The organism is Roseateles sp. P5_E8 (genome assembly GCF_054177665.1).
In genome coordinates this window covers 56,230-76,263 of the sequence record NZ_JBGCUM010000032.1, presented here as the reverse complement: position 1 = coordinate 76,263, position 20,034 = coordinate 56,230, and the positions used below count along the sequence as shown (strand labels likewise).

Genomic DNA, 20,034 nt, shown 5'->3' with positions numbered 1-20,034 from the left:
GCCCACGCCCGCAGCCGACCCAGTGGTGTGCCTGCACTCCAGCGGTGCCGGCGGCAAGCAATGGCGCCGCCTGGTCGCCGACGGCGGCTCGGCCTGGCCATGGCACACGCCCGACCTGATGGGCCACGGCGGCCGCCCCGGCTGGCCTGCCGGCGTGGCCAGTCATCTCGGCGTCGAAGCCGACGGCGTGCTGGCCGGGTTGGACCTGTCGCCCGACCAGCCCTTCCATCTGGTGGGCCACAGCTACGGCGCCGCCACGGCACTGCAGATCGCGCTCCAGCAGCCCCACCGCGTGCGCTCGCTGACGCTGTACGAACCGGTCGCCTTCGGCGTGCTGCCGGCGCTGGGCGAGGACCTGCCCGAATGGCATGAAGCCCAGCAGGTCGCCGCCGACGTGGCTGCGGCGCTGGAGCGCGGCGACCTGGACCAGGCCGCGCGCGGCTTCGTCGGCTACTGGCAGGGGCGCGACGTCTGGCCCGAGCTGGACGTCGCCCAGCGTGCCCGCCTCGCCGAGCCCATGCCGACGATCAGCCGCCACTTCGAGGCCCTGGCCGCCACGCGCTGGAGCGATGCCGAACTGGCCACGCTGGATATACCCGTGCGGTTGATCTGCGGCGGCGCCACGCGCGCCAGTGCGCGGCGCGTGGCGCAGACGCTGGCCGGCAAGCTGCCCCGCGTGCAACTGGTGGGGCTGGAAGGCGCTGGGCATATGGCGCCCATTGCCGAGGCTGAGCGGGTCAATCCGCTGATCCTGGAGCACCTGAGGGCGGTGCAGGGCGCGTCGGCCGTGGGTTGACTCAGCGCGCCGGCTGACGGGCCGGCAACAGCGCCAAACCCATGACGAGTTCGCCCGACGCAGCCCGCTCGGTGGACAGCTGTTTCAGGCGCAGCATGCCGGCGCAATCCATGCCGACGGCGTCGATCGCTCGCGCAACGAAGCGATCCTGCGCGGCCTTCAACGTCGCAGCGTCATGCGTCTGCTGCTCGCGCGGCACCCCAACGCGATCAGCCAGCTTCTGCGCCACCTGCGCTTCGCCGAGGTCAGTGGCGTTCGCCAGCGCCTGGCGCGCGAACGCGCGGCATTGTCCGAGCCGCGTCGTGTCGAGCAGCCCTTCGCCCTTGCAGGCCCGCAGCGGCCCGCCGAAGTCGAAGCCAGGCATTGCGGCATCGGTGCCGATGACAACCACCAACGCATGGCCCAGGTCAGCAGCTTCCGGCACGACATCCGAGACCGCCACCGCCTCTGCCTCCAGCAGATAGGAGCCGCGCGACAACCGAGGTCGCGCGGCAGCCTCAGCCAGCGCCGCGGCCACGCCAGCAGCGTCCTTGCGACGATGCGCGGCCTCCATCAACCGCAGCCAGGGGCGCGCGTCAGACGGGTCCAGCTCGGCCCAGCGGCGCGGGTTCAACCTCGCGCAATTCGGCGTATCGCCACCAGGCCCACCACATGCCGTCAAGGCCATCTGGTAGGCCTGTGCATCGGTGCTGCGCTCGGCCAGCAGGGCTGCGCCATCGCGGTCCTGCATCAGCAGCCGCGCCGCCACCTGCTGGCGGTCATTGCCAGCCGCCAACCGCGCCGAGATGCGCGCCAGACCGGCGGCGCCGATGCGCTGCACCTGTTCGTCTATCTGCTGAAGCTCAGCCTTGCCCCGGACCGGGTCGGCCTTCCAACGCCGCAGCTCGTCCGCCGGCACCCGCCGCACGCCGCAGACCTCCAAGCCCTCTGGCGGGATCTGCATGTCCTCTACATCCGGCGCCGCCCCGGCCGCCACCGCAGAAGCGGTGGGTGTTGCAGCGCCACTGCTGGAGGACGCAAGGGCACCCGCAACCATCGGGCCGGCCGATGCAGCAGCAACGGGTACCGCCGGCCCGCCCGCTTCCGCCGCCACGCTCCGCGCCCGCCAATGCACCAGGGATCCCCCTGTGGCCACCACGACGATGAGGAGGAAGAACGCCACGAAGCGTTTGCGCAAAACCAGCGCCGCCCAGCGTGAGCCCTTCCTCAAGGCAGAGTCCCGATCGCATCGGCCCGCGGTCGCGAGCGCAGCTCCCAGATGGACAGACCAGTGGCCTGCAACAGCACGCGAGCCCGGTCCGATTCGCTCATGGCCGCGCGTTCACCGGCGCGTGGCAGCGCGATGGCCTCGCACACCTGCTCCCGCGTCGCAGGCCCCGCTGGCATCGGCGGGCTGCGGTGACGGATCGCCAGCTCCAGCTCGCGCAGCCGCGGCCCCCAGACCGCGCGGCGCTCCGGCAGCAGTGCCGGAGCTTGTTGGGCCAGGATCAATGCAATCAGCCGTTCCGTCGCGCCACCATCGGCCCACAGCAGCTCCGCCACCGCCTCGCAGCGCGCAGCCGTGGTGACGTCGCCCACGGCACGGCAGTGGCTGGCCAGTGCGCGAACGTTGAGGAGGCCCCAGGGCTGGCGCACTTCGAGCCCGGTCGGCGGCAGGTCTTGCAGCAGCACCTCGGCCTCCTGCTGGTAGCTGCGCGCGTAGCGCACATGGCTGCTGATCTCATCCAGCAAGTAGCGGCCGTCCGCCCCCGACCGCGCCGGCAAGGCCAGCCAGGCGAACAGGTTGGCGGGGTCCAACCGCGACCACTGCGAGGCCTCGATGTTGCGGCAGCCTGTTCGCACGCAAGGCATGTGCAGGGCCAGCACCGTCATCATCGGGTCGGTGGAGGAACGGGCACGATCCTGCAGGCGGGCGCGGGCGGCGTCGGCCTGCGCAGCGCCAGACGCCGCGATCAGATAGTCGGCCAGCGCCAGGGAGCGCGTGTCCTGGCGCGCCTTCAACGGGGCAACCGCTGCTGGCGCCGCCGGTGTAACGCGGAGCTGGATCTGGGCAGCTCGACGCGCGCAGGATTCGGCCATCTGCGCGCTGCTGCTCGCCACCGTCATCGCCGCTGCAAGCGGCCACCAGCGCGCCAGCCGCAGCGCGTGCATCACGATGCGCCTCAAGCGCGGTTCCCCGCCAGCGCCTCCCGCACCGCCGCCACCTGCCGGCGCGACACAGCCAACCATTCGTCCACATGCACGATGCGCACGGCCCAGCCGTCGCCGGTGTCGGCATCGCCGGCGCCGTCCAACTCGCCGAAGTTGGTCACCGCGTGGCGCTCCAGTTCGCGCACGGCCCAACGGGCCACCAGCGCGTTGCGGTGCACGCGCAAAAATCGGTCGCCGTGGCGCTGCTCCAGATCGGACAGCGCACCGTCCATCACATGGCTCTCGCTGGCCGTGCGCAGCGTCACGTACTTGAGCTCGGCCTTGAAATACAGCACCTCGGTGACCGGCACGCGCTTGAGGCGGCCGCGGTCGGTGATGGTGATGAAGTCGGCGTCCGACGCGGCCGGCTTGTCGCCGATGGGTGCTGGCTGCTGCACCTGCACGGCGGCGCGCTCGTTCAGGCGCTGGGCGACACGCGCGAGCGCGGCCTGCAGGCGTTCGCGGCGCACGGGCTTGGTGAGGTAGTCGATGGCGTCCAGCTCGAAGGCGCGCAGCGCGTGCATGGCGTGGGCCGTGACGAAGACGATGAGGGGCACGCCATGGCCGGCGGCGGCGCGCTGGGCCAGGCTGTCGGCGAACTGCAGGCCGTCGACGCCGGGCATCTGCACATCCAGCAACACCAGGTCGCAGCCGTGGTCGCGCAGCCAAGTGGCCGCCTGGGCACCGGTGGCGGCCTCGGCGGCCACCTCGCAGCGCGGCTCAGTGATGGCTTCCACCAGGCCGCGCAGGCGCAGCCGGGCCAGGGGTTCGTCGTCGACGATGAGGATGCGCAATGTCATGTGGTCTCCCTTCGCGCTTCGCGCTGTCCCTCCAAGAGGGAGCGAGCCCCTTCGGGCGGCCGTGCGTGGCTCATAGCGGCAGCTGGATACGCAGAGCGAAACGAGTGTCGGTGGATTCGAGGTCGAAGCGCGCGGCAACGTCGTGCATGAGGTTGAGCCGCTGGCGCACATTGCGCAGCGCCAGGCCGTGGCCGCTGGTGCGGGCCGGCGCGCCAACGCTGTTGACGATGCGGATCTCGACCTCGGCGCCGCGCCTGACGGTCGTCACCTCCAGCTCGCCGCCTTCGTCATTGGGCTCGACACCGTGGCGCACCGCGTTCTCCACCAGCGGCTGCAGCAGCAAGGGCGGCAGCCTGGCGTGGTTCGCGGCCGGGTCCAGGTGCCAGGTGACCCGCAGCCGCTCGCCGAAGCGGATCTGCTCGATGGCCAGGTAGCGCTTGGCCAGCTCCACCTCCTCGGCCAGCGTCACGGAGGCGCTGGAGCCGGCGAGTGCCACGCGGAAGAGTTCGGCCAGGTCCTCCAGCACGCCCTCGGCGCGTGCCGGGTCGATCTGCACCAGGGCGATGGCGCTGTTGAGCGTGTTGAACAGGAAGTGCGGCCGGATGCGCGACTGCAGCTCGACAAGCTGGGCCAGCGCGTCGGCCGGGCGCTGGGTGTGCTCGCGCAGCTTGAGCCAGGCCAGCAGCAGGGCCGCGCCGCTGGCGCCAGTGGCGGCGATGCTGCCCCAGCGCCAGGGCGAGGCGGGTTCCTCGTTGGTGAGGTTGAGCAGCGCGAAGCCGCAGGACGCGGCCACGCCGCCCAGGGCCATCAGCGCCAGCCACTGGGCGGGCTCGGGCAGGCGCGGCCACAGCCGCTTGCCAGCGCAGACGACGAGCAGCCATGACAGCGCGGCAAACATCGTCACGACGGTGCCGTTGGCCGTCAGCATCAGCCATTGCGCGCCATCCTGCGCGACAAGTGCGGTGCACAGGGCCAGCAGCATCTGCACGCCCAGCACGGTACGCAGCACCAGCCCGACGTGACAAACGTCGAAGGCGCGGGTCGGGTCCAGCAGCGGCGCGGCGTTGAGCTGGGGCGACTGCGTCGACGCAAAGCCCAGCCACTGGCTGACCTGGAGGGAGTCCTGCCACGCGGCCTGGCGCGGCGCGGACTTGCGGCGCTGGAAGAAAGGCATGTCTGGCGTTCGATAATCGCGGGCTGCGCGCGATTGTGCGCGTGGAATTTCGACGCTCGCTCCATGTCAGACAACCAACTCGCCAACAAGTCCCAAGCCTGGTCCGCCCTGTTCTCCGAGCCCATGAGCGACTTGGTCAAGCGCTACACGGCCAGCGTCGGTTTCGACCAACGCCTGTGGCGCGCCGACATTGCCGGCAGCCTGGCACATGCAGAGATGCTCACCGCACAGGGCATCCTCAGCGCCGAGGACCATGCCGCCATCCAGCGCGGCCTGAACGAGATTGCCGCCGAGATCGAGGCCGGCCAGTTCGAGTGGAAGCTAGACCTGGAGGACGTGCACCTCAACATCGAGGCGCGGCTGACCGAGCGCGTGGGCATAGCAGGCAAACGCCTGCACACCGGGCGCAGCCGCAACGACCAGGTCGCCACCGACGTGCGCCTGTGGCTGCGCGGCGAGATCGACGAGATCACCGGCCTGCTGAACGGCCTGCAGCGCGTGATGGTCGAGCAGGCCGACAAGCATGCCGACGTCATCCTGCCCGGCTTCACCCACCTGCAGGTGGCCCAGCCGGTCAGCTTCGGCCACCACCTGCTGGCCTATGTGGAGATGTTCGCCCGCGACGCCGAGCGCATGGCCGACACGCGCAAGCGCGTCAACCGCCTGCCGCTGGGCGCCGCCGCGCTGGCCGGCACCAGCTACCCGCTGGACCGCGAGCGCGTCGCCAAGACGCTGGGCATGGAAGGCGTGTGCCAGAACAGCCTGGACGCCGTCAGCGACCGCGACTTCGCCATCGAGTTCTCATCGGCCGCCACGCTGGTCATGCTGCACATCTCCCGGCTGTCCGAGGAGCTGATCCTGTGGATGAGCCAGAACTTCGGCTTCATCGCCCTGCCCGATGCCTTCTGCACCGGCTCGTCGATCATGCCGCAGAAGAAGAACCCCGACGTGCCCGAACTGGCGCGCGGCAAGACCGGCCGCGTCGTCGGCCACCTGGTCGGCCTGGTCACGCTGATGAAGGGCCAGCCGCTGGCCTACAACAAGGACAACCAGGAGGACAAGGAACCCTTGTTCGACACGGTCGATACCTTGAAGGACACGCTGCGCATCTTTGCCGACATGCTGGCCGGCCTGACCGTCAAGCCCGAAGCCATGCGCGCCGCCGCGCTGAAGGGCCACGCCACGGCAACCGACTTGGCCGACTACCTCGTCAAGAAGGGCGTGGCCTTCCGCGACGCGCACGAAGTCGTCGCGCACGCCGTGAAGACGGCGACGGCCAAGGGCGTGGACCTGGCCGCGCTGTCGCTGGATGAGCTGAAGGCTTTCGACGCGGGCATCGAGGCGGATGTGTTCGACGTGCTGTCGCTGGAAGGTTCGCTGAATGCCCGCAACGTGCTGGGCGGCACGGCGCCGGCACAGGTGCGGGCGCAAGTGGCACGGCATCAGGCTCGCCTCGCATGAGCACGCTTGCCTGGACCGACAAGCTGGTGCTGAACCAGCCGACGCTGGACACGACGCACGAAGAGTTCGTCGGACTGCTGAACGCCTTCGGCGCCGCGCTGGACGAGGGCGTCGACGCCCTGCCCGCCTACCACGCGCTGCTGGCCCACACCGAGGCCCACTTCGCGATGGAGGAGGACTGGATGGCGCGCTGCGGCTTCGAGGCGCAGAACTGCCACAGCAGCCAGCACGCCATGGTGCTGAACGTGATGCGAGAGGCGCTGCGCTACGCCACCGAGCTGAACGACCGCGAGCCGCTGAACATCCTGCGCACGGAGCTGGCGGGCTGGTTTCCGCAGCACGCGGAGATGATGGACGCGGCGCTGGTGTTCACGATGGAGCAGCGCGGCTTTGACCCGGTGACGGGCGAATGCCGTGAGGCGGTGCTTGAAGCCGCCGAACACAGTTGCGGCACGGGCAGTTGCGGGAACTGACGCGCTGACCTGGTTGCGCCGGGACGCGGGGGCACGCAATTGCTCCATGTCCCCCGGGCCGCTACGCGACCCTCCTCCTTTACTTGCGCAATTGCGCGCCCCCGCATCCCGGCCGTCCACCTATTGGTGCTTGCGACGAAGCCTGGGCAGCGCGCGCCCAACCCCCTATTTCTTTAGATAGTCGAAGAACGCCTGCGAGTTGGACTCGCGGCCGAGGAAGTCCTTGACCAATTCCGGCGCCGGCTTCTGCGCGCCCTGGCCCAGCACCAGGTCGCGATAACGCTTGCCGGTGTCCGCACCGAGCTTGTCGGCCGCGAAGGCCGTGCGCAGGTCCATGGCGACAACCAGGCTCCACAGATAGCCGTAGTAGCCCGAGCCATAGCTGCCCGCGATGTGGGCGAAGCCGGCCGGGAACATCGTGCCCGGCACATAGCCCAGCGGCGTGGCGCCTTCCATGCTGGCCCACAGCGGCAGCGGCTCGGGTTTGGCCTGCTGGTGCAGCGTGATGTCGTAGCTGGCGTAGAGGTGCTGGCGGCCGAACAGCCCGCCCTTGCCGTAGTGCTTGGCCGCAACAGCCTGGTCGACCATCGCGTCCGGCACCGGCTTGCAGGTCGGGCAGACGGCCTGCATCAGCTTGAGCACCTGCTTGTCGTAGACCCAGTCCTCCAGCATCTGCGATGGCGCCTCGACGAAGTCGTGCATGACCGTCGTGCCGGCCGTGGCCGCGTAGCGCGTCTTGGACAGGTTCACATGCACCGCGTGGCCCAGCTCGTGCAGCAGGGTCTCCACCTCGTCCAGCGTCAGGCCGTTTCGGTCGAAGTTGACGACCAGCGCCGCGACGGGCGTGCGCTTGATGCGCGTGGCACTGCCGCGCAGCGGCCAGACGGCCGCGTGGTTGTACTTGCCGTCGCGCGAGTAGAGGTCCACATACATCTGCGCGATGGGCTGGCCCGTGGCGGCGTCGCTGACGACATAGGTCTGCGCCTCCTCGTGCCAGAGCTTGTTGTCGACGCGCTGGTACTTCACGCCCATCAGCTTCTCGATGATGCGCATGGCGAACTCCAGGCTGGCCTGGGGCGGGAAATAGGGGCGGAAGGCGTTCTGGTCGACGCTGAACTTCTCGCGCTTGACGCGCTCGCTGTAGAACGTTGCGTCCCAACGCTGCACCGTGGTCTGGTCCATCACCGTGCCGACATGCTGAGCCTTGGCGGCGCGCAGTTCCACCAGCTCGGTCTTCTCGCGCGCATTGACGGCGCCGGTCACCGAGTCGAGGAAGCGCGTCGCTGTCGCCCCGTCCTTGGCCATCTGGCGGCGCAGGTTGAAGTCGACGTAGTTGCTGAAGCCGAACAGGCCTGCGTACTCGCCACGCAGCGTGACGATGCGGGCCAGCAGGTCGAGGTTGGGCTGGCCGCCCTCGTTGGTCTTGGCCAGCCACATGCGCTCCCTGGCCTCGCTGCTTTCGGCCGTGCGCATGACCGGCACATAGCTCGGGTAGTCCACGCCCAGCAGGATCCGGCCCTGGTCGTCGCGCTTGGCCTTTTCCCACACGCTGGCGGGCACGCCCTTGAGCTCGGCCTCGGTGAAGGCGACGCGGGTGCCGGCGTCGCGGATGTTTTTGTTGAACTGCTGATCCAGCTCGGTCAGCTGGTCCAGGATCTGCTTGGCGCGCTCGCGCTTCGCCTTGGGTAGCGCCACGCCGCTGTCCTCGAACTGGCCCGAGGCCAGGCGCACGAACTCGGCGTCGATGCCGTCGGCCTTGGGCGCCTTCTGCAGCGCCTTGTAGACCTTCTCGTTCTGGCCCAGGCTGGAGACGAAGTCGGCCCAGCGCAGCGAGCAGGCCTGGGCGGCGTCGCGGATGGCCTTGTCGGGATGGACGTTGAGGACGAAGTCGTTGGGGCCCTGGTGGTCTTCCAGGTGGACGGTCAGGTCGTCCAGCGCGGCCAGCCAACCGGCATCGACCTTGCGCTTTTCAAGCTGGGCGACGCGCTGCCTGGCGCCCTTGAGGCCGGTATCGCAGCGGCTCTGCACGTCGGCCACCGAGGTATAGGCGGGGAAGTTGGGCGCGGGCAGCTTGGGTTGCTGCGCCTGGGCGGCGGCGACGGTCAGCAGCAGCGCGGCCAGGGTGATCTGGACGGGTTTCATCGGGCTCTCCTTGTGGGAAGCCCGCGATTCTGGCGCGAGGGCCGCGCTCAGCCGTTTGGCATACCCAACAGCGTTTTGACCTGGGCCAGCGCACCCGGATCGTCCAGCGTCGTCAGGTCGCCGGGGTCGCGCCCCTCGGCCACGGCCTGCAGCGCGCGGCGCAGCAGCTTGCCGGAGCGGGTCTTGGGCAGCAGCGTCACGAACAGCACGCGCGCCGGCCGGGCGACGGCGCCCAGCTGCGAGTCCACATGCTTCATGACCGCGCCTTGCAGTTCGGGCGAGGCCTGGCCCGGGTCGCGCAGCACGACGAAGGCGATGGCGACCTGGCCCTTGAGCTGATCGGCGACCCCGACGACGGCGACCTCGGCGACCGCCGCATGGCCCGAGATGCACTCCTCGATCTCGCGCGTGCCCAGGCGGTGGCCGGCCACGTTGATGACGTCGTCGGTGCGACCCAGGATGAAGGTGTAGCCATCGGCGTCGCGCACGCCCCAGTCGAAGGTCGAGTAGACCTCGCGGCCCGGCACGCTCTGCCAGTAGGTGCGGACGAAGCGAGCGTCGTCGCCCCACACCGTCTGCAGCGCGCCCGGCGGCAGCGGGTGCTCGATGACCAGCACGCCCTTCTGGTTCGGCTCGGTCAGCTCCGCGCCGGTGTTCTCGTCGAGCAGCTTGACGTCATAGCCATACATCGGCACACCGGGCGAACCCAGGCGCGTCGGCACGGCCGCCACGCCGGGGATGTGGTGGGCTACCGTCAGCAACGGCCAACCGGTCTCGGTCTGCCAGTAGTTGTCGATGATGGGCACGCCCAAGCCATCCGAGATCCAGCGCGCGGTGGGCTCGTCCAGTGGTTCGCCGGCGAGGAAGAGCGCGCGCAAGCTGGAAAGGTCGTGGCGCTTCAGCAGCGCGGCGTCATGCTTCTTCAGCACGCGCACGGCGGTCGGCGCGCTGAACATGACGGTGACGCGGTACTTCTCGACCAGGCTCCACAGCACCGCGGCGTCAGGGTTGACCGGTGTGCCCTCGTACATCAGCGTCGCCATGCCGGCAATCAGCGGCCCGTAGACGATGTAGCTGTGGCCGACGACCCAGCCGATGTCGCTGGTGGAGAAGAACGTCTCGCCGGGCTTGCCGCCGAAGATCCAGTCCATGCTCGTGGCCAACGCGACCGCATGTCCGCCGACGTCCCGCTGCACGCCCTTGGGTGTTCCCGTCGTGCCGCTGGTGTAGAGCGTGTAGCTGATGCTGTTGGACTCCAGCCAGGCGCAGGGCACCCGCGCGCCCTCGTGCTGACGGCGCAATTCAGCGTAGTCCATGTCACGGCCGGCCACGCGGTCAAAGGGCACCAGGCCGCGGTCCACCATCAGCACGGCCGTGGGCTTGTGCGTGGACAGCGCGATGGCCTCGTCCAGCAGCGGCTTGTACGCAATGCGCTTGCCCGCGCGGCTGCCGGCGTCGGCACTGACGATGAGATTGGGCGCCGCGTCGTCGATGCGGCTGGCCAGGCTGCTGGAAGCAAAGCCGCCGAACACCACCGAGTGGATGGCGCCGATGCGCGCGCAGGCCAGCATGGCGAACGCCGCCTCCGGGATCATGGGCATGTAGATCAGCACGCGGTCGCCCTGCTCCACACCTTGCGCCACCAGCATCGCGGCCATGGCCTCGACCTCGGCCTGTAGTTTCACAAAGCTGTAGACGCGTTCCTCGCCCACCTCGGTCGACACCCAGATCAGCGCGCGCTCATCCGGCCGCTTGGCCGCATGCCGGTCCACCGCGTTGTGGCAGAGGTTGGTCGTGCCGCCGACGAACCAGCGCGCAAACGGCGGGCGGCTCACGTCGCAGATCTGCTGCGGCGGCGTCTGCCACTCAATGCGCTCGGCCTGCTCGGCCCAGAAGGCATCGCGCTCGCTCAGCGAGCGTTGGTGGAATTCGGCATAGGTCTGCGTCATGCCAGCAAGTGTGGGCCGAAGGCACTGACGGCAATCTGACCGCCGTCAAAAGCAGCGGCATCGTCCTACGCCTGCATGGGCAGCGGTCCCGCAGGCGCTTTGCGTGAAATGTTTCAGGGTTTTTACCCGGTCAGCGCCTAGCAGCGACGGGGTTTGCCCTGAGAATCGCCGGTTTTCCGCCAGCTTTGATTGACGGTGCCCGGGTCGCCTCCTACCCTCCGCGCCGCTGTCCCAACTCTGCTACTCGCGACCGCCTTGCGGCCCGCCCCGGTTCCTGTCCCGAATGCCCCTGGCTCTCCCCTCCCTGCTGAATCGCATCGCTGCCGCCGGCCTCCTGGTCATCGGCTGCGCCGCGCATGCGCAGGGCGTGGCGCAGGCGGCCACGACGACACCGCCGCCGGGCACGATGACGGGCGCCTACGGCCAGAGCCTGCAACAGCAAGCCGCCGTCGAAAAGGCCACGCCCGCAGCGGCCAAGCCTGCGCAGGCGGCCACCGCGAGCGACGCCGTCAGCCGCTTCCTCAGCGAACGCGGCCTGATGCCCAGCGGCGAGCCGGGCGGGTCATCTCGCCTGCTGGCCAGCGTGCGCGACACCGCGTCGGACCTCGTGCTGTCGGCCATGAACTTCCTGGGCGTGCGCTACACGCGCGGCGGCAACTCGGTCGAGAACGGCTTCGACTGCAGCGGCTTCACGCGCCACATCTTCGAGATGAGCGTCGGCCTCGTGCTGCCGCGCCGTGCCGACGAGCAGGCCAAGGACAACAGCCTGATGTCCATCCGCCGCGAAGAACTCAAGCCCGGCGACCTCGTGTTCTTCAACACGATGAAGCGCACCTTCAGCCATGTGGGCATCTATGTCGGCGAAGGCAAATTCATCCACGCCCCCCGCACCGGCAGCGCCGTGCGCGTGGAGGACATGCGCGACTCCTACTGGGCCAAGCGCTTCACGGGCGCGCGGCGCGCGGACCTGAAGGCCGCCGCCGGCACAGAAGGCCCGCTGGCTCGCTGATCAGCCGGCCACTCGCTTGGCCACCAACGTCAGGATCTCGTAGCTCGCGCACAGTTCGTCGCGCTGGTTGGTCACAGCCACGTCCCAGCCGATGACACCCTGCGCGGGTTGATCGTCGCGCGGCGGGCGGTCGATCTTGCGCTTGGCGGTGAGGCGCGCCTGGATGGTGTCGCCGATGGCGACCGGTGTGACGAAGCGCAGGTTCTCCAACCCGTAGTTCGCGAGCACCGGGCCGGGCGCGGGGCTGACGAACAGCCCGGCAGCTGCCGACAGCACGAAGTAGCCGTGCGCGATGCGCTTGCCAAACGGAGAGGCCTTGGCCGCGACCTCGTCGAAGTGCATGTAGAAGTAGTCGCCCGACAGGCCGCCGAAAGCGACGATGTCGGCCTCGCCCACCGTGCGGCGATGCGTCAGCAGGCTCATGCCGACCTCGACATCCTCGAAGTAGCGGCGGAAGGGGTGGATGTCGCTCTCGGTGACCGCACCGCCGCGCTGGTACTCGCCGGTGATGGCCGAGATCATCGTTGGCGAGCCCTGCACGGCGCAGCGTTGCAGGTAGTGCTTCACCGCGCGCAGGCCGCCCAATTCCTCGCCCCCGCCCGCGCGGCCGGGGCCGCCGTGCTTGAGCTTGGGCAGCGGCGAGCCGTGGCCGGTGTTCTCCAGCGCGGCCTCGCGGTCCAGCACCAGCATGCGGCCATGCCAGGCGGCAAAGGTCGGCACGGCTTGCGCGGCGAGTGCCGGCGTCTTGGTGCAGACGGTGCCGACGAGGCTGCCGCGGCCCAGCGTGGCCAGGTGCAGCGCTTCCTCGAAGTCGCCGTAGGGCAGCAGCGTCGTCACGGGGCCGAAGGCTTCGAGGTGGTGAGCGTCGCTGGTCGCCGAGTCCCGGGCCAGCAGCAAGGTAGGCGCGAAGAACGAGCCGTCGCTGACGCCTTCTCCCTTGGGCGCAAAGCCATCCCGTTCAGAGAACAGAAGTTCGCAGTTCTTCGCCAACTGCGCGACGCGCTCGGCCACGTCGGCCTGCTGGGCCTTGCTGGCCAGCGCGCCCATGCGCACGCCCTCGACGGCCGGGTCGCCCACCACCATCTTGGACAAGCGTGCCTTCAACGCCGTGGCGACCGCATCGACGCGGTTGGCCGGCACGATGGTGCGGCGGATGGCCGTGCACTTCTGGCCCGCCTTGGCCGTCATCTCGCGCGCCACTTCCTTGATGAAGAGATCGAACTCCGGGTCGTCCGGCGTCACATCGGGCGCGAGGATGGCGCAGTTCAGGCTGTCGGCCTCGGCGTTGAAGGGGATGCTCTTCTTCAGCAAATTGGGATGGGCCTTGAGCATCAGCGCGGTGTCGGCGCTGCCAGTGAAGGTGACCACGTCGGCTTCATCCAGCCGCTCGAACAGGTCGCCCGTGCCGCCGATGATGAGCTGCAAGGCGCCCGTGGGCACGAGGCCGGAATCGACGATGAGCCGCGCACAGGCCTCGGCGACATAACTGGTTGCCGTAGCGGGCTTGACCAGGCAGGGCATGCCGGCCAGGAAGCTGGGCGCGAACTTCTCCAGCATGCCCCACATCGGGAAATTGAACGCGTTGATGTGCAGGGCCACGCCGCGCTTGGGCACCAGCACATGGCTGCCGATGAAGTGGTTGTTGGCGCCCAGCCGCATGGGCGGGCCTTCGTGCAGCACATTGCTGCTGGGCAGGTCCTTGCCGCCGATGGAGGCGTAGGCGAACAGCGTGCCGATGCCGCCCTCGATGTCGATCCAGGAGTCGGACCGCGTCGAGCCGGTGTGGGCGCTGATCGCGTAGAGCTCTTCCTTGCGTTCCATCAAGTAGGCGGCCAGCGCCTTCAGAACGCGGGCGCGGTCCTGGAAGTGGGTGCGCAGCAGGCTGGGCAGCGCCGTGCCGCGCGCGAAGGCCATGGCTTCGGCGAAGTCCAGCGATTCCTCGTGTGTGTGCGCGACGACGCGGCCGTTGATGGCGCTGGCCAGCGGTTTGGCCGCCTTGGAGCCGACCCAGCGGCCGGCGATATAGCTCTCAAGGGTCGGCATGGTCATCACTTGATCAAGACCCAGGCCCCGTCCTTGATCTGAACCATCACGCGCGCGCGCTGATCCAGGCCGAGATGGTCACCGGCCGACATGTTGAACACGCCGTGCGCGCCCGACACGTTTTTGACGTTCTCCAGCGCGTCACGCAGCGCGGCCCGAAAAGCTGTTGTGCCCGGCTGAGCCTTCTTCAACGCCTCGGGCACGGCGGCGGCCAGCAGCAGGCCGGCGTCCCAGGCGTGGCCGCCGAAGGTCGACACGCTGCCCTTGCCGTGCGCGCCCTCGTATTTGGCGATGTAGTCCTGAGCGCTCTTCTTCACCGGGTGGTCGGCGGGCAATTGCGCGGCGACGAGCACCGGGCCGGCCGGCAGCAGCGTGCCTTCCACATCCTTGCCGCCCACGCGCAGGAAGTCGTTGTTGGCGATGCCGTGGGTCTGGTAGATCTTGCCGGCATAGCCGCGCTCCTTCAGCGCCTTCTGCGGCAGCGCGGCGGGCGTGCCGGAGCCGGCGATGAGGATGGCGTCGGGCTTGGCAGCCACGAGCTTGAGCACCTGGCCGGTGACCGACGTGTCAGTGCGGTTGTAGCGTTCGCTCGCGACGACGTTGAGCTTCTTGGTCGCGGCGATCTTGTTGAACTCACCCCACCAGCCCTCGCCATAGGCATCGGCAAAGCCGATGAAGCCAGCCGTCTTGATGCCGTTGTCCACCATGTGGGTGACGATGGCCAGGGCCATCATGATGTCGTTCTGCGGCGTCTTGAAGACCCAGCGCTTCTTCGCGTCGACGGGCTCGACGATGCGGGCCGAGGCGGCCATGGAGATCATCGGCGTGCCGGACTCCGACACCGCGTCGATCATCGCCAGCGAGTTGGGCGTGACCGTGGAGCCGATGACGATGTCGACCTTGCTCTCGGTGATGAACTTGCGCGTGTTGGCCACGGCCGTGGTCGTGTCGGAGGCGTCGTCCAGCACGATGTAGTTGATCTTCTGGCCAGCGATGGTGGTGGGCATCAGCGCGACGGTGTTCTTCTCCGGGATGCCGAGCGAGGCCGCCGGGCCGGTGGCCGACACGGTGACGCCAACGTTGATGTCGGCCTGGGCCGCCAGGCTCAGCGTGGCCGCCAGGGCCAGGGCGAGTTGCTTGAATTGCTTCATGGGGTCGTCTCCTCGGGGTTATGAAATGAGGGCGGGCTGGCGCAGTTGAACCGCGCCGAGGCCGCCGAAGAACAGGTCGCTGACCAGGGCTGCGAGCGCGTCGTGCGACAGCTCGCCATCGGGCCGCAGCCAGGTGAAGGTCCAGTTGATCATGCCAAAAAGCAGCATGGTCAGTGGCTTGTGCAGCTTGGCGTCTTTCAGCTCGGGGCGCACCAGGGACAGGGCTGCGGCGAACTCGTTGACGACGCGACGTTCAACGTCCAGCAGGCGCCCGCGCTCGGTCTCGGCGAGGAACTTGATCTCGCTGGTGAGCACCTGGTGCTGGGCCTGCGCGCCGGCATAGGCGCGGGTGAAGTTGTGGATGAGCGCGCGAAGTTGCTCGTCGGGTGGGAGTTGCTGCGCTTTCACCTCGTTGACCAACGCCAGCAGCGCGTGGACGTGGCTGTCGCAGATCTGCGCGAGCAGGGCCTGCTTGTCCTCGAAGTAGTGATACAGCGTGGGCTTGGCAACACCGCAGGCCTCGGCAACCTGGTTCATCGACGTGGCGGAGAAGCCTTGGTCGGCGAACAAAGCTGCTGCTGCTGCGAGGATGTCGGCGCGTTGGGCGTCGAAGGTGGGGGCTCTTTTTCTAGGCATTTCAGTGGGCTCCCGCTTGTGCAGCGGTGGCTTTGTGGCGAGGCCCATGCCGGGAGTTCGCCCCGGCGGGCGACCTACTTTTTGGGCCGCCAAAAAGTAGGCAAAAAGCTCCCCCCGACCGCCCCGCCCCTTCGGGGTCCCCTGCGGTACTCAGCCCCGAAGCCCCGCGCCGAACTCGCGTCGCTACGCTCTGCTCAAACAAGCGTCGCGAGTCAGTTTTTGAGGCGAGCTTCGCTCGCGGGCTTCGGGTCTTCCGTTCCTCGGCGGGGCTAAAGGGGGCATACGAAATACATCCACCGCCCGGCTTTCGGGCTTGGCTGTTGGCTGTTGCGGCTGTTTGGGAGCCTCCCCTTCTAAACCGCCGAGAAGCGCAGAAGCCCGAGGCGCGTGCGAAGCACGCTTCGACGACTGACTTAGCGCAGTTGTCTGAACGCAGCGTAGCGAAGTGAGTTCTGCGCGAGCCTCGGGCTTCGAGCATCGCAGGGCACCCCGCAGGGGCGGTTTCGCAGGGGAGAGCTTTTTGCCTACTTTTTGGCGGCGCAAAAAGTAGGTCGGCCGCCGGGACGAACCCCCGGCTGGGCCTGGCCAAAAAGCCAAAGCGGCTCGAGCGCCTCATCTCAGCGCTCATCAAACGAAATCACCACCCGCTCCGTCAACGGATGCGCCTGGCAACTCAGGATGAACCCGGCCGCCACCTCCGCCTTGTCGAGCGCAAAGTTCTTGTCCATCCTCACCTCGCCCTCTACCAGCTTGCAGCGGCATGTCGAGCACACACCGCTCTTGCACGAGAACGGCACATCCATCCCCTCGCGCGCCGCGGCGTCGAGCAGGCTCGGGTCGGTCGAGAAAAACTCGATCTCGCGCGACAGCCCGTCGCGGATGACGGTCACGCGGGCCTGGGGCGCATCGCCCGGCTTGACCTCATGCGGCACCGGCCGGCCACTCAAGGTCTCCGGCGTGCCGAAGCGCTCGATATGGATGCGCTCGGCCGGCACGCCATGACCGAGCAGCGCCGCTTCCGCCTGGTCGTTCATCTCGAACGGCCCGCAGATGAACACCTCGTCCAACGTCGCCGCCGGCACCGGCCCGGTCAGGAAGGCGCTGAGCTTGCCCGCGTCCAGCCGCCCGCCGTACAGCGGCGCGTCCACCACCTCGCGGCTGAAGACGAGGTGCAGGGACAGGCGCGTCATGAAGCGGTTCTTCAGGTCTTCGAGTTCTTCCTTGAACATCGTCGACGCGGTGCGGCGGTTGGCATAGATCAGTGTCGCGCGGGCCGTGGGTTCACGCACCAGCAGAGCGGTCAGCAGGGCAATGATGGGCGTGATGCCCGAGCCGCCGGCGATGAACAGCACATGGCGGCCTTCGCTGGCTGCGGGCAACACGAAGCGACCCTGCGGCGGGTAGGACTCGATGACGTCGCCGGCCTTGAGCTGCTCGTGCACCCAGGTTGAGAACGCACCGCCGTCGACGCGGCGGATGCCGACCTGCAGCCGGCGGTCGGAGCAGATGGAGTAGCTGCGGCGCAACTCCTGACTGCCGACGCTGGCGCGCAGCGTCAGGTACTGGCCGGGCTCGAAGGCGAAGCCGTCGATGGGCGCCTCGAAGCCGACGACCATCGCGTCGTCGGTGTCTCGCTCGACGGAGGTGACGCGCAGGGGGTGGAAGTGCAATGCCATCGGCCTAAATGGGTTTGAAGTATTCGAAGGGTTCGAGGCACTCGATACAGCGCCAGGTGGACTTGCACGCGGTCGAACCAAAACGCGACAGCTGCTCCGTGCGGCCGCTGTCGCAACGCGGGCAGCGCAGCCGCGGCACGATGAGGATGGCCTGCTCGCCGCTGCACTGCGGCGGCACGATGCCGTATTGCTGCAATTTCTCGCGGCCCTCGGGCGTGATCCAGTCGGTGCTCCAGGCCGGCGCGCGCTGCATGGTCACGGTCACGTCGCCGAACTCGCTCAGCGCCGCGCGCACGTCGTCGGCAATCAGCTCGGTGGCGGGGCAGCCGCTGTAGGTGGGCGTCAGCACCACCTCGACACCCGACGCTGTTTCGCGCAGGTCACGCACGATGCCCAACTCCACGAGGCTGACCGCCGGGATCTCGGGGTCGGGCACCGCGTTGAGCTTGGCGCGGGCGGCAGAGAGGTTCATTACCAAGTACCGCCCGGATAGCTGCGCTGCAGATGCTGCATCGTCGCCAGCATGTGGCCCATGTGCTCGCTGTGGATGCCATCAATGCCGCGCGGCTGCATGGCGCTTTCGCGCGGCAGGCTCAAGCAGGCTTCCTGCATCAGCGTGGCCCAGCGGGCGCGCCATTCCGGCTCCAGCTCGTTCCAGCCCGGGCCGACGCCGTCGACGCCCTCGGCGGCGAACAGCTCGTTGAAGTAGGGCCACAGCACATTCAGCGCAGCCTGCATGCGCGCCCTGGAATCGTCCGTCCCGTCGCCCAGGCGCACGACCCAGTCGCTGCTGTGCTGACGGTGGTAGCGCACTTCCTTCAGCGACTTGGCGGCAATGCCGGCCAGCTCGGCGTCGAGGCTGGTCTGCAGGCGATCAAACAGCAGTTCCAGCCAGAGGGCCATGGCCGCATTGCGCACCGTGGTGAACGCAAAGTCGCGTCCACCGCCCCCATCGCTGGGGCTGCCCGCTGCATTGGGCAGTTCGGCCAACACGACGTTGCGGTAGTCGCGCTCCTCGCGCAGGAAGGCGAGCTGGTCTTCATCGCGGCCGGCGCCTTCGAGTTGACCGGCGTAGGTCAGTAGCGCACGCGCCTGGCCCAACAGGTCCAGCGCGATGTTGGACAGGGCCAGATCTTCCTCCAGCACCGGCGCATGGCCGGCCCATTCGGACAGCCGCTGGCTGTGGATGAGGCAGGTGTCCGCCAGGCGGAGCACGTAGTTGAACTTGGCGTCCATCACATGTGGTTCAGTTCGTCCGGCAGTTCATAGAACGTCGGATGGCGATAGACCTTGTCATCGGCCGGATCGAACAGGCTGCCCTTCTCGGCCGGGTCGCTGGCGACGATCTGCTCGGAGCGCACGACCCAGATGCTGGTGCCTTCCTGGCGGCGCGTGTAGACGTCGCGCGCCATCTGGATGGCCATGGGCGCATCGGCCGCATGCAGGCTGCCGCAGTGCTTGTGGTCCAGGCCGGCCTTGCTGCGGACGAACACTTCCCAAAGCGGCCATTCGTTCTTCGGATTGCTCATCACGCTGCCTCTTGTTGAACGGCTTGCTTGCGCGCATGGGCCAGCGCCGCATCGCGCACCCAGGCGCCGTCGTCCCAGGCCTTGTTGCGGGCGGCCAGCCGCTCGCGGTTGCAGGGGCCTTCGCCGCCCACCACGCGCCAGAACTCGCTCCAGTCGATGTCACCGAAGTCATAGGCGTCACGCTCGGCGTTCCATTTCAGCGCCGGGTCGGGCACGGTCACGCCCAGGATGTCGGCCTGCGGAATCGTCGCGTCGACGAACTTCTGGCGCAGCTGGTCGTTGGTGACGCGCTTGATACCCCAGCGCATGCTCTGCTCGGAGTTGGGCGAGTCCTTGTCCGCCGGGCCGAACATCATCAGCGACGGCCACCACCAGCGGTTCACCGCGTCCTGCACCATGGCCTTCTGCTGGGCAGTGCCCTTGCTCATCATCGTCAGCAGGCTCTCGTAGCCCTGGCGCTGGTGGAAGCTCTCCTCGCGGCAGACGCGGATCATGGCCCGCGCATACGGCGCATACGAACACCTGCACAGCGGCACCTGGTTCATGATGGCCGCGCCGTCCACCAGCCAGCCAATGACGCCGATGTCGGCCCAGGTCAGCGTCGGGTAGTTGAAGATGGAGCTGTACTTGGCTTTGCCCGAAAGCAGGGCCTCGGTCATCTCGTCGCGGCTGGTGCCCAGCGTCTCGGCGGCGGCATAGAGGTAGAGGCCGTGGCCACCCTCGTCCTGCACCTTGGCCAGCAGGATGGCCTTGCGCTTGAGCGTTGGGGCGCGCGTGATCCAGTTGCCCTCGGGCAGCATGCCGACGATCTCGCTATGCGCGTGCTGGCTGATCTGGCGCACGAGCGTCTTGCGGTAGTGCTCGGGCATCCAGTCCTTGGCCTCGATGAAGTCACCGGCGTCGATGCGGGCCTCGAAGGCTTCTTCTCGTGCGAGTTCCTCGGCGGACTTCACCACCTTCGGCTTGGCCTCGCGGGCCATCAGATCCATCGCTTGCGTGTACATC

Annotated in this window: 18 protein-coding genes; 4 read left to right on the top strand and 14 right to left on the bottom strand. The window is 68.4% G+C overall.

Features of this window, described 5'->3' with window-relative positions:
- A partial coding sequence (locus ACXRVZ_RS18175) for an alpha/beta fold hydrolase (RefSeq protein ID WP_458232669.1) occupies nucleotides 1-796 on the top strand: 796 nt, incomplete at its 5' end.
- A gap of 1 nt (nucleotide 797) precedes the next feature.
- Here the strand turns inward: ACXRVZ_RS18175 and ACXRVZ_RS18170 are convergent.
- The 4 genes from ACXRVZ_RS18170 to ACXRVZ_RS18155 form a co-directional block, all read right to left on the bottom strand.
- Nucleotides 798-2,006: a hypothetical protein gene (locus ACXRVZ_RS18170; RefSeq protein WP_458232668.1), complete on the bottom strand. Its 1,209-nt coding sequence runs from the start codon at nucleotides 2,004-2,006 to the stop codon at nucleotides 798-800.
- A complete protein-coding gene (locus ACXRVZ_RS18165; RefSeq protein ID WP_457423385.1) occupies nucleotides 2,003-2,962 on the bottom strand; it encodes a hypothetical protein in 960 nt (319 codons plus the stop codon). Before ACXRVZ_RS18165 ends, ACXRVZ_RS18170 begins: the two co-directional genes overlap by 4 nt.
- Complete coding sequence (locus ACXRVZ_RS18160; RefSeq protein WP_458232667.1) at nucleotides 2,959-3,786, bottom strand: LytR/AlgR family response regulator transcription factor; 828 nt, start codon at nucleotides 3,784-3,786, stop codon at nucleotides 2,959-2,961. The genes ACXRVZ_RS18165 and ACXRVZ_RS18160 overlap by 4 nt, the downstream gene beginning before the upstream one ends.
- Before the next feature lie 70 nt (nucleotides 3,787-3,856).
- Nucleotides 3,857-4,960, bottom strand: coding sequence for a sensor histidine kinase (locus ACXRVZ_RS18155; RefSeq protein ID WP_458232666.1), 1,104 nt, complete (start codon nucleotides 4,958-4,960; stop codon nucleotides 3,857-3,859).
- 63 nt (nucleotides 4,961-5,023) lie between these two features.
- Here ACXRVZ_RS18155 and argH point away from each other — a divergent pair, with 63 nt between their 5' ends.
- Nucleotides 5,024-6,421 carry an argininosuccinate lyase gene (gene argH, locus ACXRVZ_RS18150; RefSeq protein WP_457423379.1) on the top strand — a complete coding sequence of 466 codons (1,398 nt, stop codon included), beginning with the start codon at nucleotides 5,024-5,026 and terminating at the stop codon, nucleotides 6,419-6,421.
- The gene (locus tag ACXRVZ_RS18145; RefSeq protein WP_457423377.1) at nucleotides 6,418-6,894 is read left to right on the top strand and encodes a hemerythrin domain-containing protein; all 477 of its coding nucleotides are present in this window, start codon (nucleotides 6,418-6,420) and stop codon (nucleotides 6,892-6,894) included. Before argH ends, ACXRVZ_RS18145 begins: the two co-directional genes overlap by 4 nt.
- A gap of 165 nt (nucleotides 6,895-7,059) precedes the next feature.
- On the opposite strand, the gene ACXRVZ_RS18140 is transcribed toward ACXRVZ_RS18145, so the two are convergent.
- Entirely contained in the window at nucleotides 7,060-9,036 is a 1,977-nt protein-coding gene (locus ACXRVZ_RS18140; RefSeq protein WP_457423375.1) for a M3 family metallopeptidase, read from the bottom strand.
- A 47-nt stretch (nucleotides 9,037-9,083) separates the two neighbouring features.
- Nucleotides 9,084-10,985 (bottom strand): propionate--CoA ligase, encoded by a 1,902-nt coding sequence (locus ACXRVZ_RS18135; protein ID WP_457423373.1) that lies wholly within the window; start codon nucleotides 10,983-10,985, stop codon nucleotides 9,084-9,086.
- 283 nt (nucleotides 10,986-11,268) lie between these two features.
- Here ACXRVZ_RS18135 and ACXRVZ_RS18130 point away from each other — a divergent pair, with 283 nt between their 5' ends.
- Nucleotides 11,269-11,994 carry a C40 family peptidase gene (locus ACXRVZ_RS18130; RefSeq protein ID WP_458232665.1) on the top strand — a complete coding sequence of 242 codons (726 nt, stop codon included), beginning with the start codon at nucleotides 11,269-11,271 and terminating at the stop codon, nucleotides 11,992-11,994.
- Here ACXRVZ_RS18130 and paaZ read toward each other — a convergent pair whose 3' ends face one another.
- From paaZ to paaA, 8 genes are all read right to left on the bottom strand, one after another.
- Entirely contained in the window at nucleotides 11,995-14,037 is a 2,043-nt protein-coding gene (gene paaZ, locus ACXRVZ_RS18125; RefSeq protein WP_457423369.1) for a phenylacetic acid degradation bifunctional protein PaaZ, read from the bottom strand.
- Between the two features lie 5 nt (nucleotides 14,038-14,042).
- Nucleotides 14,043-15,188 (bottom strand): ABC transporter substrate-binding protein, encoded by a 1,146-nt coding sequence (locus ACXRVZ_RS18120; RefSeq protein WP_457423367.1) that lies wholly within the window; start codon nucleotides 15,186-15,188, stop codon nucleotides 14,043-14,045.
- A gap of 18 nt (nucleotides 15,189-15,206) precedes the next feature.
- Entirely contained in the window at nucleotides 15,207-15,824 is a 618-nt protein-coding gene (locus ACXRVZ_RS18115) for a TetR/AcrR family transcriptional regulator (RefSeq protein WP_457423365.1), read from the bottom strand.
- Between the two features lie 617 nt (nucleotides 15,825-16,441).
- Complete coding sequence (gene paaE / locus ACXRVZ_RS18110) at nucleotides 16,442-17,500, bottom strand: 1,2-phenylacetyl-CoA epoxidase subunit PaaE (protein ID WP_457423363.1); 1,059 nt, start codon at nucleotides 17,498-17,500, stop codon at nucleotides 16,442-16,444.
- 4 nt (nucleotides 17,501-17,504) lie between these two features.
- Nucleotides 17,505-17,972, bottom strand: coding sequence for a 1,2-phenylacetyl-CoA epoxidase subunit PaaD (paaD, locus tag ACXRVZ_RS18105; protein ID WP_457423361.1), 468 nt, complete (start codon nucleotides 17,970-17,972; stop codon nucleotides 17,505-17,507).
- Complete coding sequence (gene paaC / locus ACXRVZ_RS18100; protein ID WP_457423359.1) at nucleotides 17,972-18,736, bottom strand: 1,2-phenylacetyl-CoA epoxidase subunit PaaC; 765 nt, start codon at nucleotides 18,734-18,736, stop codon at nucleotides 17,972-17,974. The genes paaD and paaC overlap by 1 nt, the downstream gene beginning before the upstream one ends.
- Nucleotides 18,736-19,029: a 1,2-phenylacetyl-CoA epoxidase subunit PaaB gene (gene paaB, locus ACXRVZ_RS18095; protein ID WP_457423357.1), complete on the bottom strand. Its 294-nt coding sequence runs from the start codon at nucleotides 19,027-19,029 to the stop codon at nucleotides 18,736-18,738. Before paaB ends, paaC begins: the two co-directional genes overlap by 1 nt.
- Entirely contained in the window at nucleotides 19,029-20,033 is a 1,005-nt protein-coding gene (gene paaA / locus ACXRVZ_RS18090) for a 1,2-phenylacetyl-CoA epoxidase subunit PaaA (RefSeq protein WP_457423355.1), read from the bottom strand. Before paaA ends, paaB begins: the two co-directional genes overlap by 1 nt.
- Between the last annotated feature and the right edge of the window lies 1 nt (nucleotide 20,034).